At 67.1% G+C, this 14,933-nt stretch carries 12 protein-coding genes; 3 read left to right on the top strand and 9 right to left on the bottom strand.

Annotated elements, in window-relative coordinates; translation table 11 throughout:
• Positions 1-240 precede the first annotated feature (240 nt).
• Positions 241-1,272 carry a Kelch repeat-containing protein gene (locus D187_RS12440; RefSeq protein WP_245591696.1) on the top strand — a complete coding sequence of 344 codons (1,032 nt, stop codon included), beginning with the start codon at positions 241-243 and terminating at the stop codon, positions 1,270-1,272.
• Positions 1,273-1,281: 9 nt separating this feature from the next.
• Here the strand turns inward: D187_RS12440 and D187_RS12435 are convergent, their stop codons facing one another.
• Positions 1,282-2,304, bottom strand: coding sequence for a hypothetical protein (locus D187_RS12435; protein WP_002623354.1), 1,023 nt, complete (start codon positions 2,302-2,304; stop codon positions 1,282-1,284).
• Positions 2,305-2,469: 165 nt separating this feature from the next.
• On the opposite strand from D187_RS12435, the gene D187_RS12430 reads away from it, so the two are divergent.
• A complete protein-coding gene (locus tag D187_RS12430; RefSeq protein ID WP_002623355.1) occupies positions 2,470-4,428 on the top strand; it encodes an AbfB domain-containing protein in 1,959 nt (652 codons plus the stop codon).
• 48 nt (positions 4,429-4,476) lie between these two features.
• Here D187_RS12430 and D187_RS12425 read toward each other — a convergent pair whose 3' ends face one another.
• Together D187_RS12425 and D187_RS12420 are read right to left on the bottom strand one after the other, a co-directional pair.
• Entirely contained in the window at positions 4,477-6,522 is a 2,046-nt protein-coding gene (locus D187_RS12425; RefSeq protein ID WP_002623356.1) for a PEP/pyruvate-binding domain-containing protein, read from the bottom strand.
• Positions 6,523-6,553: 31 nt separating this feature from the next.
• The gene (locus tag D187_RS12420; protein ID WP_002623357.1) at positions 6,554-7,597 is read right to left on the bottom strand and encodes a hypothetical protein; all 1,044 of its coding nucleotides are present in this window, start codon (positions 7,595-7,597) and stop codon (positions 6,554-6,556) included.
• A 165-nt stretch (positions 7,598-7,762) separates the two neighbouring features.
• Here D187_RS12420 and D187_RS12415 point away from each other — a divergent pair, with 165 nt between their 5' ends.
• Positions 7,763-8,230, top strand: a complete 468-nt coding sequence (locus D187_RS12415) for a DUF6010 family protein (protein ID WP_002623358.1) — start codon at positions 7,763-7,765, stop codon at positions 8,228-8,230.
• A 76-nt stretch (positions 8,231-8,306) separates the two neighbouring features.
• Here the strand turns inward: D187_RS12415 and D187_RS12410 are convergent, their stop codons facing one another.
• From D187_RS12410 to D187_RS12380, 6 genes are all read right to left on the bottom strand, one after another.
• Entirely contained in the window at positions 8,307-9,716 is a 1,410-nt protein-coding gene (locus D187_RS12410; RefSeq protein WP_002623359.1) for a hypothetical protein, read from the bottom strand.
• A 195-nt stretch (positions 9,717-9,911) separates the two neighbouring features.
• Positions 9,912-11,606, bottom strand: coding sequence for a phospholipase D-like domain-containing protein (locus tag D187_RS12405; RefSeq protein WP_002623360.1), 1,695 nt, complete (start codon positions 11,604-11,606; stop codon positions 9,912-9,914).
• Between the two features lie 15 nt (positions 11,607-11,621).
• Positions 11,622-12,668, bottom strand: coding sequence for a DUF2278 family protein (locus D187_RS12400; RefSeq protein ID WP_002623361.1), 1,047 nt, complete (start codon positions 12,666-12,668; stop codon positions 11,622-11,624).
• Between the two features lie 114 nt (positions 12,669-12,782).
• Complete coding sequence (locus D187_RS12395) at positions 12,783-13,127, bottom strand: hypothetical protein (protein ID WP_020917976.1); 345 nt, start codon at positions 13,125-13,127, stop codon at positions 12,783-12,785.
• A 30-nt stretch (positions 13,128-13,157) separates the two neighbouring features.
• Positions 13,158-14,441 (bottom strand): hypothetical protein, encoded by a 1,284-nt coding sequence (locus tag D187_RS12390; RefSeq protein WP_245591695.1) that lies wholly within the window; start codon positions 14,439-14,441, stop codon positions 13,158-13,160.
• A gap of 129 nt (positions 14,442-14,570) precedes the next feature.
• Entirely contained in the window at positions 14,571-14,915 is a 345-nt protein-coding gene (locus tag D187_RS12380; protein ID WP_020917972.1) for a hypothetical protein, read from the bottom strand.
• Positions 14,916-14,933 lie beyond the last annotated feature (18 nt).

Genomic DNA, 14,933 nt, shown 5'->3' with positions numbered 1-14,933 from the left:
GGCGGATGGATGGCTTGCTGGGGACACGTGGGGATGACCTCCTGGGACGCCCACTTATCAGGTCATGCCCTCGGAGGGGAGCGTCATCCCGAGCCACCGGGCTCTCGCTCCATGCCGAACTCCTCTGCGCGGCTCGCTTGCCCCGCATTGTGGGATGATGAGGTTATGTCCCACGCCCCAGCTCCTGTCTTCGGTGGAAGGACTCCCCATGCTGGTCTCTGGCTCGAGGACTTCAGCCTGGTGGCGACATCCGGCGGAGCGCTCCTCGCGGGGGGAGGTGCGTGGCATCCCGAGGGCGACGGATTCACGTGCCGCCCCACCGATGGCGCGGCGTTCTGGGAGGCCTCGACGCGCGCCTGGCATCTTCTTCCGCCCCTGCCCCGGCCGAGGCAGGGCCATGCCTCGGTGGGTCTGCCGGATGGACGTGTTCTGCTCGTAGGCGGGCGGGACGGCACGGAACTGGAGTTGCGCACCACGCTCTTCTGGGAGCCCGAGACGCGGCGCTTCCACGAGGGACCTCCGCTGCTCTCGGCCCGCGCACAGCCCTTCGCCGTGAGCCTCGCGGATGGCACGGTGCTGGTGCTCGGCTCCGACTTCGATGACGACCTGAATCGAGGAACGCGGGCCGAGGTGCTGTGGCCCGGAGCGAGCGCCTGGGAATCCGCGGGGCAGACCGTGCGCCTGTTCCACCCCGGTCCCGTGTGCGTGAGCGGCGAGCGCGTGGTCATCGCGGGAGGCCGGGACAATGGCTTCGGCTTCGCCATCATCGACGGACAGCACCTCGCGCCTCCGTTGAACCAGATGACCGAGATCTGGGAGCGTGGCGGTCGCTCCTGGAGGATGACGAGCCCCCTGACATGTGCTCGCGAGGAGGCCCGAGGGGTGACGCTCTCGGACGGGCGCATCCTCGTCGTGGGCGGATGGGGCGAGGGGAGCGCCCTGGCCACCGCGGAGGTGTGGGAGCCCCGGACGGGCGAGTGGAGCGCCACGGGCTCGCTCCCGGTTCCTCGCTCGGGCTTCGCGCTGACGGCATTGCCCGGTGGGGGCGCGGCGGTCTCGGGCGGGAGCCTGAACTACGCGGACCCCACGGAGACGGTGGAACTCTGGGATCCAGTTCGAGGCACGTGGGCGCCGGGGCCCTCGCTCACCGGGCCCCGGGCGGGACACCACCTCGTGGAGGTGGTGCCCGGAACCTTCCTGGTCGTGGGTGCCGTCCGGGATGCCCAGGGGGAACTGTCGACCACCTGGGAAGTCTGGCGGTCCGGGGCGTAGCCCGAGGGGTTACTGCTGGTGGATCCGGATCAGGTTGAGCTTGTTGTTGGCGGCGCCCGGCGCGCTACGCACGGTGAGGCGGCCGTCCGTCACCGCCACGACGCCGCTGCCGTGGACGAAGCCGTAGCCGCTCGGGATGCCGCTGAGCACCACCGAGTCCTCCACCTGGATGCGGTACGCGCTGTTGAGCGTGGACGGGTCTCCCGCCATCAGCTCCACCTGGTACACGCCGTTGGGCACCGCGATCTCCCAGACGCGGTCACCGCCCCGCTGCATGAGCGCGTGCCGCTGCCCGAGGATGTCGACGTCGTAGCTCACGTCCACCATGTTGGTCGTGTTGTCCACGTTCCACCCATAGGTGAAGCCGTGGGCCCGGCTTCCGTACGCGAGGCCGTTGTCGCTGAGAATGCCGTAGATCTCGATGGGTGAGGACGAGGCCGGCTGGAAGTTGATCTCCACGCCGAACTTCCGCGTCACCTCCACGAAGGCCAGCTTGTTGTTCACGGCGAAGCTGTCGTTGCGGATCGTCAGATTGCCGTCGGCCACGTCGACGGTGCGCACGGCCTCGACGAAGTGCTGCGCCTCGGTGGGCGTGCCCTTGAGCACGTGGCCGTAGTACTCCACGCTGAAGAGGTAGTCGCTGTCGATGAAGCTGGGATCTCCCGCCACCAACCGCACCTGGTAGTAGCCGTTGGGCACGGCCAGGTTCCAGGTGAAGTCGCCACCGTTCTGTGTGCGAATCACCGTGTCATATGCCTGGGACGGCGTGGTGGCGTCATCGCGGTCGCGCGTGTTGGCCGTGTTGTCCCCGCTCCACCCATACGTGTAGCCGTTGCCACGGCTGCCGTACACCTGGCCCGAGTCCACGACGAAGCCCGCCGGCACGGGCGCGGTGGCGGGCTGGAAGTTCACCCGCAGGTTGAAGGGCGCGAACGGCGAAAAGGGGACGGACTGCGCCGCGGCCGGAGTGCCGAGCAGCGACAGCCCTCCGAGCACCGTCAGGCACAGCGGAGCCGACAAAAGCGTCTTCATGATGTGACCTCGGGATGGGACCGGACCATGGGGGGCCGCGGAAGCCCTCCCGTTAACACAGACACCTGGTCCTCCCGCAAGTCGATACTTGAAAATATCGAGTAAAATCGGATAATCCAGAATTCGCTTCTCCCCGACTCCGGTTTCAACCAGAAGGAAGCACGCATGCCCCACACGTCGAGAACCCGGCGCCTCTCGCCCCTCCCCACGCCGTTGTTGTTGCTGCTCTTGAGTCTGCTCCCCGGGTTGATTCCCATGGCGAGCGCGGCCACGGGGGATGGCTCTCCGAGCGATCCGAACATCGTGTATGTCGGACGTTGGGACAAAGGCAACGCGAGCGTCTATCGCAGCAACTGGTCGGGCGCCTACTTCCGGGTCGACTTCACCGGCACGAGCGTGAAGCTGCGGCTGGCCGCGGCCGCCCACGTCTATGTCAGCATCGACGGTGGCGCCGAGGCCAGCTACCCCGGTGCCGTCGGGACGATCAACCTGACACCCACCGCACTGGCCTCGGGACGTCACACCCTGCGGGTCGCTACCCGGGAGCAGGACCTCATGCAGTTCCAGGGACTGGTGCTCGACAGCGGCGCGAGCACCCTGGCTCCCGTCCCCCGCGCGAAGCGGATCGAGTTCATCGGAGACTCCATCACCGCGGGGTGCTGTGCGTTGAGCCAGGGCGCGTTGAGTGACTACGCCTGGCTGGTGGGCGAGTTCCTCAACGCGGAACACACCCGCATCGCCTATTCCGGCATCTGCTTGCAGGATGCCTTCTCCTGTCACTCTCCCAACGGCATCGGGATGAGCCGGCAATACTTCAAACTCCAGACGGTGGAATACCCCTCCTCCCCCGACTGGAACTTCAGCCAGTATCAGCCCGACGCGGTGGTGATCAATCTCGGCACCAATGACCAGAACTTCGGGGTCTCCGATGCCGCGTTCCAGAGCACCTACATCACGTTCCTCCAGAATGTCCGGGCCCGTCATCCCAATGCCTTCATCTTCGTGCTGCGCACCTTCGGTGGCTTCAAGGTCGTGCCCACCCAGGCGGCGGTGAACGCCCGGATCGCCGCGGGCGATACGAAGCTGTACTACGTGGACACGACGGGCTGGGTGTCGGTGGGCACCTCGGATTACTCCGACGGGCTGCACCCCTCCGACAGCGGCCACCTGAAGATCGCCCGCTTCCTGGCGCCGTTCATCTCCAAGACCGCCCGCTGGGAGCGCCCCTTCGCGGATGACTTCAATGACGGCAACGCCACGGGCTGGCAGACCCATGGGGGAGCTTGGTCCGTCGTCAATGGACAGCTCTCCGTCGGGGCCGATGCGGGCGCCAAGGCCCTCGCGTTCGGTACCCTGTTCTCCAACTTCACGTACGACGCCGACATCACTCCCGGCTCGTCCGGCAACCCCGGGCTCCTGTTCCGCGCCAGCCGCCCGGCCACGGGGGTGGATGCCTACCAGGGCTATTTCGCTGGCATCGATGGCAACCAGGTGGTCCTGGGCAAGGCGAACGGTGCGTGGACGACGCTCGCGGTCGCGGCCCTGCCGTCCATGACTGGCACGTCCCGTCACCTGCGCGTCGTGGCCGTGGGCTCTTCCCTCAAGGTCTATGTCGACGACCTCGCGACTCCCAAGCTCTCCGTGACGGATGGCTCCTATGTGTCCGGTGCCATCGGCGTCCGGACCTACCAGGCCCAGGCGAGGTTCGACAACCTGTCGGTTCGCGCCTTCTCCCGGTTCGAGTCCCAGTTCCAGGGCTCCTTCGTGCGGCATCAGAACTCCCGGGGGCGCATCGACCACATCCTCTTCCCGGCGGAAGACGCGGAGTGGAGGGTCGTTCCTGGACTGGCGAACGCCTCGGCCCTGTCGCTGGAGTCCGTCAACTTCCCGGGCTACTTCCTGCGGCATCGCAACGGCGAGGTGTGGCTGGACCGCGACGACGGCTCCAGCCTGTTCAAGGCGGATGCGACCTGGTGGAGGCGGGCGGGACTGGCCAACAGCGCGCTGCTCTCCTTCGAGTCCTTCAACTTCCCAGGCTACTACCTGCGGCACCGCGACGGTCTGCTCTACCTGAATGGGATTTCCACGAGCACGGACCGGAGCGACGCCACCTTCCGCGAGTGAGGGTGGAGCGGTCCTTCCACCCCCACGGGCACGTCCCGTGCCCGCCTCCTACTGCCCGCGTCCGGGGTAGGGGCGGGCCTGCTTGATGTACAGCGTGGGGGGCTGGCCGGGGTTCGCGTCGTCGTCGAACTTGAACTCCACGTCCATGGCGTACCACCCCGTGTTGCCCGCCGCTGGCCCATACGCCGGGGAGAAGCGCTTGTGGATGGCATCCAGCGCCACGCCCAGCTGGTGCACCTGCGTGGCCGTCAGCACCGTGCTTCCACTCGGGACGAGGTTCGAGTGCGCGAAGTACGTCACCGGCTGGTTGGGCTGGCTGAAGAAGGAGAGGAACTGGTCACTCGTCACGCCGACCGGGGGTGACACCACCTCCGCGTCTCCTCCGTACTGCACGTTCACGTAGAAGGCCGGATCCAACCCCGTGGCGTCGAACGGGTTGCTCGTCACCGCGACGCCGTTGGCCTCCTCGTCGGGGAAGTTGTGGTGCACCAGCAGCGCCATGCCCACCGACTTGTGGTCGATGCCGTAGTAGGTGCGCTCCTCGAAGGTGCGCAGCGCCCAGGCGCTCGCGTACGTCTTGCGGATGGCGCTCAGCACGTCCTCCCAGCCCTCGGCGGGGTCTCCCGTGTGCGAGTCGTAGCAGCCCGCGCACGGAAACCCATCCAGGTCCTCGCTGTTGGTGCTCGTGCGGAAGCGCATGGATTGCCCCGGATGGTCCTGGTCGAGCTTCGCCTTGAGCCGTGCCTGGAAGTCCGCGTCGAGCGGCGCCTGCTTCATCGCCGTGCGCAGAGCGCCGAGCTTCGCGTCGCGCACGGCGGGATCCGTGGCGAAGCTTGGATCCGCCACCATGGCGTCGATCTGCTCATAGAAGCCGTTCTGCCTCATGAACTGGTCATAGAAGTAGATGGGGATGGCGAAGGCCTCGAGCAGGGGGACGGACGGTGTCCTGGCCAGGATGGAGTAGTGCGCCGCCTTGCCGCCGAAGGCCTGGACGGACTTCTTGATGTCGTCGCGCAGCGAGCCCGTCTCGGGCGTCACGTCCTCGATGTCCACCAGCTCCTTCACCGTCAGGTCCAACGCGGGCAGCGTCACGGGGACGGGCTTGTGCGCGTCCCAGAAGGACTGGGCCTCGGCCTCGCTCACCTCGTGCACCGACCACGCGGTAGCGCCCACGGTGAGCCGCACCAGCTTGCCCTCGAGCGCGCGCAGCGTGGCGTTCGTCATGGCTTCGCGCAGGCCCATGTTGGGCGTGTGGCGGTTGGCGGACAGCACGTTCACATGGGACAGCGGCGTCTGGAACTCCTGGGTGATGAGGCCCTGGACGACGGAGATGTCATTGGGCGCCTCGTCGAGCACGGCGAGGTCCTGGTAGGACAGGTACTCGTCCTCCAGGTCCGCCGCCTTGACGAAGCGCAGCCGGCCGATGCCCGAGGCGAGCGTCAGCGGCTGATAGTCGATGGCGGCGTAGATGTCGTCCGTGCTCTTGATGGGGATGTCCGAGGGCAGCCTCTTGGCTTCCACCTCCACCGCGGCCGAGGTCGGGTGGAAGACCAGCTCCGCGCCGAAGAAGGCCGAGCCCTTCACCTTCTGGAACAGCGTGGTGATCATCGCCGCCGAGGCGGTGTCATAGGGCGACAGCTCGAGTGCCCACAGCTTGGGGCCCTCGTAGTACGTCACCGTGCCCAGGATGAAGCGGCGCTCGGGGCTGTAGTACTCGGAGGCATTGAACGACGCGAGCGCGGGGACGATGGGCAGCCCATTGCCGGACAGGTGCGTCGAGGCGAACTGGTAGTGGATTTGATACCGGGTGCTGTTCTGGAAGTAGAGCGCGTTGTCTCCCGCCGTATCCAGCACCACCTTGACCGAGCGCGCGCCGGGCAGGGTCGAGTCGATGGGTTCCGAGGCGAGCGCCTGGAAGTCCGTCTCGCAGCCCACCTGCTCGAGGAACTCGGGCGCCTCGGTGGTACTGGGGGCCTGGCACGTCCACTCGATGGTGGGCGTGGAGGGGCTGTCGCTCTTGCCGCACGCGGCCAGGAGCAGACCGCCCAGGAGCGCCATGCCCCACGGGCACTTCGCGGTGTGAGTCCTCGACATTCGTCCTCCGGATTGACGCGTCATGAGTTTCTCAGCCACAGGTGAGGTCCGGCTGGCAGGTCTTGCCGGAGGGACAATCCGAGTTGTCGTTGCACGAGGTGATGCCGGGAACGACGACCGCGCGCTCGACCTCGGAGGAGACGAGCAGATCCACCCGGCCGGGGGCGATCGTCACCGAGCCCACCGACCGTCGCGTCACGAGGATGGTGGGGTAGCCCGCCACCCCGAGATCGAGCAGTTGCGTGACGAGCTCGGCCGGCACTTGGAGCGAGCCGGTGTCCGCGGTGTCACATTCGATCATCCCCTTGGTCCCACCGTGGTGGCTGATGTCCAGCTTGACGTGGAGGGTGGAGACCTCCGCCTGGCCCGCGGGCGTCCAGTGCAAGGCCAGGGGTTGGCCTCGCTGCAGGGTGAGGCCGCCATCGAGCAACTGGAGTGGTGTGATGCCGCGCCCCTTGAGGGTGAACGCCGGGAAGTACGCGCCCGCCGCCGTGAGGACGAGCTCGTCCCCCTCCGAGAAGGCGGGGTAGGGCAGCGAGACGCTCGCCGGGGGTTGATAGCTGTTGGCGATGGGGCTCATCGAGAACCCGGTGGCCCCCGAGGCCGTGCGCAGCCCCTGGACCTGGATGGTGCCCACGGCGCGCGCGGTGGGATAGGCCTGACACTTGTCATCGTCGACACAGACGGCGCTGCCACCGCAGGGCGTGCCGCAGAAGGGGACGCGCGGTGTCGTCAGCTTGCAGTCCCCGCCCTGGGCGGCCTGTTGCCAGATGATCTGGGAGGGGGAGGGGCCGTCGTAGATCTTGCCCACCACCGTGGTGTACCCCGGCGTCTCGGACTGGCCGTTCGAGGCGGCGACCGGCGGCACCAGGAGGACCTGGAAGGTACCCACGAGCACGTTGGGGTCTCCCGCCGGCGTGGAGTCCGGCGGCGTGTCCTCGGGGGGAGTGTCCTCCTGGGTACCACAGCCCCCCAGGAAGAGCCCGACCGTGGCGGCCAGGGCTCGGAGTACGGGAGGCGCGGTCAATCCACGCGGCGTGCCGCGGAACGGGGGACGGCGGAGGCGGATCCACATGGACGGACAGCCTGTGACGAAATTGTTACGTGATTCTTAAGGACGTTTTTTCGTGCGTTACCGTTGGCCAGAACCCGTTGACTCATGGCATTTCCGCCAATTGTTCAGGTGTGACGGGCCGCTTAGCGTGGAGGCATTGGAAGGGTTTTCAGTGAAAGGAAAGCCATGCCGTTCACGGAGTTGTTGATCGAAAAAACCCGGGGATTGAGCGTCTTGCATTACGTGGCGCCGCTCCTGATCGGGCTGCTGTACATCTGCCTCTGTTCCTTGCTCAGGGAGCCCGCCCGACAGAAGTTCAAGGCCGTGATGATCGCGGGCGCGGGCGCCGCGTACCTCAGCGGCGGCTTCGGCGTCTGGGAGTTCGCCTTCACCACGATCATCACGTACTGCGCGTACCGGGGGCTCGAGGACTACCGTTTCATCGGTGCCGGTTGGCTGTTGCATACCTGCTGGGATTTCGCCCACCACCTCTACGGCAATCCGATCATCCCGTTCGACGCCACGTCGTCATTCGGCTGTGCCCTGTGCGATCCGGTGATCGCGCTGTGGTGCTTCGCGGGCGCGCCCTCCGTGTTCGAGTGGCTTCGTCGAACCACGGGCGCCGCGCGGGTCCCCGGGGCCGGTCAGGGCTGAGGGGTCCGTCCCGGGTTCTTCCGCGCGGCGACGAAGGGGTGCCGACCGGCTCGACGGCACCCCTCTTCCCTTCCGCTCACCCCGCGCAGGGCAGGATGCGGAGGATCTTGATCCTGGTCGCGCTGCTGCCCGGTGCGGCGAAGGCCACGCTGCCGTCCGGGAAGGCCACGAAGTCCTGGTAGCGGTTGCCCTTCACATCGACCTGCAGCGCCGGGCCATTCGCGGCACCGGTCGCGCGATCCAGCGCCTGGACGTAGAGCTTGCGGCTGGTATCGCTCCGGACCAGGTCTCCCGTCCGCGTCGAGGTCTCCCAGGCCGCCAGGAGCTGGCTCTGGCCATAGGCGGCCAGATGGGGGGCGCGGTTGTTGAGCCCCGCATCACTCGCCAGGACGAGGTCCTTGTCGGGGGCTCCGTCCACGAAGTGCAGCAGGTGCACGTCCGCGAGCCCGTTGGCATTGGGCGTCTGGCCGGACCGGATGTTGCTCGTGGTGAGCCAGTAACCCCCGCCCGTGGCCGTCACCATGTTGCCCAGGTTCGAGTAGGCGAGATCGACGGGCTGGATGGTCTTGTAGGTGGGGGCGAAGGCGATCCGGTTGTTGTTGTCGGTCTTGCAGATGGAGACGAACTTGCGGGCCGTGGGATCCCAGATGAGCCGCTCATAACCGCTGTGGCTGCAACCCCAATCGAAGCCGCCGGACTGGAGCTTTCCGTCGGTGCCGACGACCTTCATCCGGTCGCCCTGGTGGATGTTGATGCAGCCATTCTGCGAGACGCTGATCGCGGCGCCGAAGTACCCCGCGTAGCGCGTGCCGTCGAACGCGATGCGCCCGTGGTGGGCATACCACCAGATCATGTAGACGCTGGGGCCCGTGGGTCCGGTGGAGTAGGGCGGCAGGGTCTCGCTGGAGCTCGTCAGCACGGTGGCCCACGTCTCGGTGGTGCCGTCGAAGCGCACCATGTACATGTCGTAGCAGGGCACGGGCGGGTTGGGAGGGCTGCCACAGAGGTTGGTCGGTGCGCCGCAGTTGAGTGTGCCTCCTCCCTTCGCATTCCGTGTCAGCAACAGCGTGCCACCGGTGTTGTCGGCGTACAGGTCGGCGAAATCATTCGCCGGCAGGCCGAAGGACGTTCCCACCGGGCGATCGCTCGCATCGAGCTGGGTGATGTGCACCTTGCCGTCATTGCCCATCCAGGCCAGACGTGAACCGCCGGAGGGAATGGGGGAGATGACGAGGGGCTTGAGGGCGACCTCGTCCTCGTTGCTCACGACCGTCGCGCCGACATCGACCTCGGTGATCCGCACGCGATCCTGGGTGATGTTGCAACTGGCGACGGCGTCGACGGCGGGGCTGCTGGGAGCCGGGACCTGCGGCGCCGACGAGGTGTCGCCGCCCTGGGCGGCGGGCGTGGGCGTGTCGCCAGCGCAGGCGATGGGACCGAGCCAACTGCACGCCAGAACCAACGAACCGATGAGTTTGTTCTTCATGGACACCGTCCGGGAGAGGGTTGTTACCGGCGCGTCAATAACATCATCGCCACGGACACGGTGAGGACGGAATGGGTGCCTGCTCCCTCGGTTCCTCTCATGAAATGAGACTGGAACAACTCTCGATGACAGGGCGACACCGCTGAACTGTCGTTGCTCGTATAACATTATGGCCAGGGTGTGCCTGGCCTGGCCTCATGCTCCTGGAGCTGGGAATCGGGCAGCGCCGCGCGTGCCTCGGGTTTCCCCCGCGAAGAGCAGACGCTCCCGGCTCTTGAACGAGCCGGGGGAATAGTACGCCCGGGTCCAGGCATCATCGGGCGAGAGGTTCCGCCGGGGCGAGGGTCGGTTCGCCACGGAGGAGCGGAAGAAGAAGTGATTGAAGAGCCGCATGAACTCGCCGAGGTAGATGTCGGCCACGCGCGTGTCGCCGCGGACGACGAGCATGTTCTCGTCATTGTCGCGCGTCGAGGCATCACTGAAGTTCGCCGAGCCGGTGATGACCAGGGGGGCTGGACCGAGTGGATCGATGAGCAGGTACTTGGTGTGGATGTACTTCACGTGTCCGTTGAGTCCCGGCACCGTGCGCTCGCGCACCCAGCGCTCCAGGACGTCCCCCTGGAGCACGGAGCCCACGGCGATGCGGTTGTCCCGGTCGCGCCGCAGCAGCTCCATCTGGTCATCCTCCCGGTCCAGCAGGACGTAGCGCGGAAAGTCCACGTCCTCGGCGAGCACTTCCTCCAGGAGATCGTTGACGCCAAAGGCCGCGGTGAGGAAGACGCCGCTCCGGGCCTCGCGCATCCGGTCCCGGTACCACTTCAAGGCGTCCAGCGACGCGCGTGGGCTGAACAGGGGCGTGCAGCCGCGAGGAGGCGGGACGCGCGGCACGGGCGTGGCCTGCTCCGTCCACCGGCGCAGCGTGCGTGCCTCCGGGTCGTCCGCGAGCTGCTCCCAGTAGCGCAGGAAGGCGGTGGCCATGGCCGGATCACGCACCACATGCGCCACGTTGGAATGGCCGTAGAGACCTCCCGGGGTGAGGTTGGTGGAGCCGGTGAGGACGGCCACCGGCTCGCCTCGGTGGAGCAGGACAATGAACTTGTTGTGGGCGATGGAGTGGGCGTTGCTCTCCCTCGGGATGGTGAGCGACTGGAGCTCCGCCGCCGCGATGGCCGTCAGGTTGCGGTCGCGCGGATTTCCATGCGGTTCCTCGTCGGCTCCAGGCCGCTGGTTGCGTTTGGCGTCGAAGACGATGCGCACGTCGGCGCCCCGGGCCTTCGCGTGGGCGAAGGCCTGGAGGATGGAGGGAGCGGTGAACTCGTAGACGGAGGCCCGGAGGCTCCAGCTCGAGTTCTTCGCCTGGGCGATGAAGTGCAACACCGCCTCGACGAGCCCCCGGGACAGCCAGGTGTAGGCCTGGCCGCCCGGGACGTCGTCCGGATGCCGGTTGCCGAAGCGCACCGCGTACGCCTGGGAGCCGGCGATTCCGCGGTTGAAGTACACCGAGTGCGTGCCGTCGTGCTCGGTCTCCGTGGTCACCTGGACCTCGACCTCCTGGCTCTCCTCCAGGTGCTTGGGGCGGCCGCGCAGGGCGACGACGCGGTACGTGTAGCGGTGGTCCGGTTTGGCCGTGAAGTCGCTCCACAGGAAGCCTTGCAGTGGATGCATGCGCAGGGAGACGGAGTCACCCGCCGCCAGGCGGGGCTCCGTGTCCTCGAAGGTCCGGAAGCCCCGCAGCCAGTGGCGCTCGTTCTCCGTGTGATCGGTCCGCTCGATGGCGAAGCCCAGGAGCCTCGCGAGGTTGCGCTCCCGCAGGTTGATGCCGAGCAGCACCACGTGCGTGCCCGCGGTGGCGTGGACGGAGAGGGGACCTGCTCGTTGCTTGCTCCGCATGGCGTGCTCCCGGATTCAGAAGACGAGGGACCAACCCGGCCGGCGGGCCTGCTCGCGCGAGTACGAGACGCCGTGGACCTTCAACCCCCGCTCGTTCAGCAGGGTGATGAGGCCGCCCTGGTTGGACAGCTCCATCGGCTTGCCCACCCGCACCACCCGGGTTTCGCCCGGGGCGAGTTCCCCGTCGAGCGGATGCTTGCGCTTGTGCGCGTCGGCGAGCGCCCAGCCCTCGAGGGAGAGGGGGTGCGCGGAGGCGTTGAGGAGCGTCACGGTTTCCCGCTCGGGCGAGCGGGTGTCGTTGACGAGGGCCGCGACGATGCGCACCAGCCCATCTGGCTGCTCGGCGGTGGGCTCGGGAGCGGGGGCGGGCCCGGAGCCCGTGCCGGTCTCCACGGCCGGCTCGGTGGGAGCCGCGGTGAGCGCATGGCCCGTCCGGTCGTCGGTGTGCCACGCCTGCGACTGGAACTTGAGGAAGACGGCCACCCACTGCCGTTGTGCTGGGAAGTGAAAGAGCAGCCCACCATCCTGCCAGGTCCCATCCTGGGCGGCGAAGTCGGCGTGGTTGCCCTGGTTCATGTGGATGTCGTGGATGCCATTGCCAGGGCTGAAGCCAAAGTACTTGTCCCGTTTGTTCTCGGGGCCCCAGCGCTCACCGAAGGCGTAGAGGAACGCCTCCTCCTCCACCATGGCGCGCTGGCAGAAGTGGTCGAGCTTCTCGTTCAAGTCATTGTCCGGGCCGGGGACCTCGTGCGGCAGGGGCCGCATCCGCCAGGGCTCGAAGAGGTTGCCGCGGATGTAGTCGAGCGCCAGTCCGCCCGGGGTGCTGTCGAGCGGGGTGAAGCCGAGGGGCAGCTCCCCCAGGCGCTCGAGCTGGGGATGTTGGAAGTGCTCGTCGATGAAGTATTCCAACTCGGAGGGGAAGAGCTTCGAGCGGACGTTGATGGCGATGCGGTAGTCCCGCTGCTCGTCGACGAGGTGCACCTGGTAATGCGGGCTGGGACCCGCTCCGAGGCGGCGTCCCACGGCCATTCCCTTCAAGACTCCATATCGCTTCAAGGACATGTGCGATCCGCTCCCGTGCGCCAGGGGTGGGGCTCCCCCGGAGCCCCGCACCTGCTCGCGGTGATGGAGTGGACGCGGGCTGGATGTGACGGTCGCGCCTGGGCTGCTCTTGCCTCACCTCACCCAGGACAGCTCGAAGCGAGTGGAGGCCTCGAGGCCGTCCCAGATGGCCTGGAGCACCTGCTGGGGGGGCTGGGCCAGGTCCACATAGCCCTCGAGCTTGTACCTGCGGATGGCGGGGTCCTTGACGAGCTTGCCATCCGCGCCGCGCTTGAGCTTGGGGAAGCCCAGGCCCTCGACGAAGAGGCTCTCGGCCAGCAGGTTGGTCATCCACTCGTAGGTTTCGTCGTCGTCGCACTTCACCTGGAGCTGACCATCGGTACTGATGCTGATTTCGATGGGAGGCCCTTCCGGGTAGTCCTCACCCGCTTTGGGGATCGCGCGGAGAATGGGGGTCATGCCCGCGATGTTACTCGGAGCAGGGGGAAATCAGTAGTTCGGAGTCCTGAGGGGAAGCGTGGCCGCGGCCTCGTCGTAAAGCTCCCCGATCTCGGCCTCACTCCGGGAGATCGCCTTGTACGTGCCGGCTTTGTTGTGGAGCGCCGCCCTGGCTCTGTACGCCTTGTCGGGATCCCGCTCCTCGTTCCGCTGGTCATGCAGCGTCTGCTGCAGGGACTCGTAGGGAATCACGTCCACCGAATGACGAGAGCCGAGCATCCGGTGGAGTTGCCCCCGCGCATGTTCGAGGTTGTCGACCGGAACGAAGACCCGATGGAGGTTCTCCTCGAATTTGACCGGTTCCTTGACGGCCACTTCTCCAATACGGGGAGAGATCCGATCCATCCGCAACATCCTGGCGCCGTTGCTCGTGCCGAACTCGAACATCATCGGGTAGGGCTCGGTGTTCCTCGGACGCTGGGGCATCGTGTCACGCAGGGCCTTCTCCGTCTCCAGTTGCCGCAGACGGTTGCTCACCTGCTCCAGGCCCAGGGTCGATCTGCTGTTGTCCTGATGGTAGAAGCTTCCGTTGATGTCCCAGTTCCTGATGATGTGGCGAGCCTGTTTGATCTCCGCGTGAAGCTGTTGGTTGGTGTGGAGGTGCGGGCTGAAATGGGACGAGTCCTGGGTCAGCTCGAAGTACGCCATGGCCCTGCCCAGTCCCAGGTCCCCCTGGCCGCAGTGGATTCCCCCCTTCTCCTTGGGGACGAAGATGTCGCCCTCGCCCGTCACGCGCTCGATGTCGTAGTCCTTGAGCATCGTGGCCGGAACCAGACCCCCTGCCTTCCCCAGCCCCTCCCACGCCTTCGAGGAGGTGGAGTGGAAGAGCTTGCCGTCGTGGGGAGTGAAGCCGCTCAACTGCTCCACGCCCATGTCGATCTTCGCGCCGCGGACCTGGTGCGAGTTGCTGGTATGGGTTGCCGCGGTGCTCTTGGGGGCGACCAGGACGGGAGGCGCGGAGTGGGCGTGGAGCGGTCCCTCCTGGAAGTTGTCGTGGGGCGACGGAGAGACGTGGGGCGACGGGGAGGCGGGCGACGGGGAGACGTGGGGCGATGGGGAGGTGGGCGACTGGGGACTCACCTCGTGAGCGGGGACGTACCTGACGCCGGGAATCGAGGAATTGAGGGGCTGGGGCCTCACCTCGCGAGCGGGGACGTACCTGACGCCGGGAATCGAGGAGCTGGGGATGTCGAGGGGCTGGGGCCTCACCTCGCGAGCGGGGACGTACCTGACGCCGGGAATCGGGGGGAACCGGGTGGGGGGCGGCATGGTCATGACCTCGAAACAGGAGGGCCCCGTCGTCGGCGGGGTATCAGGCGCGAGGGTACCATCCCTTCCCGGAGGGGTGGAGGCCCGGCCTGGTGACAGCCGTCACCAGGGCGGTGATTCCAGCCGCCGGCGAACTCAGTTCACCCAGGACAGCTCGAAGCGGTCGGAGGCCTCGAGGCCGTCGCAAATGGCCTGCAACACCTGCTGGGGAGGCTGGGCCAGGTCCACGTAGCCCTCGAGCTTGTACCTGCGGATGGCGGGGTCCTTGGAGAGCTTGCCATCCGCGCCGCGCTTGAGCTTGGGGAAGCCCAGGCCCTCGACGAAGAGGCTCTCGGCCAGCAGGGTGGTCATCCACTCATAGGTTTCGTCGTCGTCGCACTTCACCTGGAGCTGGCCGTCGGCGGTGATGCTGATTTCGGAGGCAATCCCCTGGGGGTAGTCCTCGCCCGCCTTGGGAACTGCACGCAGAATGATCGTCATGGCTGTGAGGTTCCTGGG

The organism is Cystobacter fuscus DSM 2262, from assembly GCF_000335475.2.
GTDB lineage: Bacteria > Myxococcota > Myxococcia > Myxococcales > Myxococcaceae > Cystobacter > Cystobacter fuscus.
The sequence above is the reverse complement of the archived record's forward strand: the minus strand, read 5'-3'. Positions and strand labels throughout refer to the sequence as shown.

What these genes read in the sequence shown, in the direction of transcription:
- D187_RS12400 (WP_002623361.1), bottom strand. Translation starts at nt 12,668, where the DNA reads ATGTCCTTGAAGCGATATGGAGTCTTGAAGGGAATGGCCGTGGGACGC.
- D187_RS12435 (WP_002623354.1), bottom strand. Translation starts at nt 2,304, where the DNA reads ATGAAGACGCTTTTGTCGGCTCCGCTGTGCCTGACGGTGCTCGGAGGG.
- D187_RS12405 (WP_002623360.1), bottom strand. Translation starts at nt 11,606, where the DNA reads ATGCGGAGCAAGCAACGAGCAGGTCCCCTCTCCGTCCACGCCACCGCG.
- D187_RS12395 (WP_020917976.1), bottom strand. Translation starts at nt 13,127, where the DNA reads ATGACCCCCATTCTCCGCGCGATCCCCAAAGCGGGTGAGGACTACCCG.
- D187_RS12430 (WP_002623355.1), top strand. Translation starts at nt 2,470, where the DNA reads ATGCCCCACACGTCGAGAACCCGGCGCCTCTCGCCCCTCCCCACGCCG.
- D187_RS12415 (WP_002623358.1), top strand. Translation starts at nt 7,763, where the DNA reads ATGCCGTTCACGGAGTTGTTGATCGAAAAAACCCGGGGATTGAGCGTC.
- D187_RS12380 (WP_020917972.1), bottom strand. Translation starts at nt 14,915, where the DNA reads ATGACGATCATTCTGCGTGCAGTTCCCAAGGCGGGCGAGGACTACCCC.
- D187_RS12420 (WP_002623357.1), bottom strand. Translation starts at nt 7,597, where the DNA reads ATGTGGATCCGCCTCCGCCGTCCCCCGTTCCGCGGCACGCCGCGTGGA.
- D187_RS12425 (WP_002623356.1), bottom strand. Translation starts at nt 6,522, where the DNA reads ATGTCGAGGACTCACACCGCGAAGTGCCCGTGGGGCATGGCGCTCCTG.
- D187_RS12410 (WP_002623359.1), bottom strand. Translation starts at nt 9,716, where the DNA reads ATGAAGAACAAACTCATCGGTTCGTTGGTTCTGGCGTGCAGTTGGCTC.
- D187_RS12390 (WP_245591695.1), bottom strand. Translation starts at nt 14,441, where the DNA reads ATGACCATGCCGCCCCCCACCCGGTTCCCCCCGATTCCCGGCGTCAGG.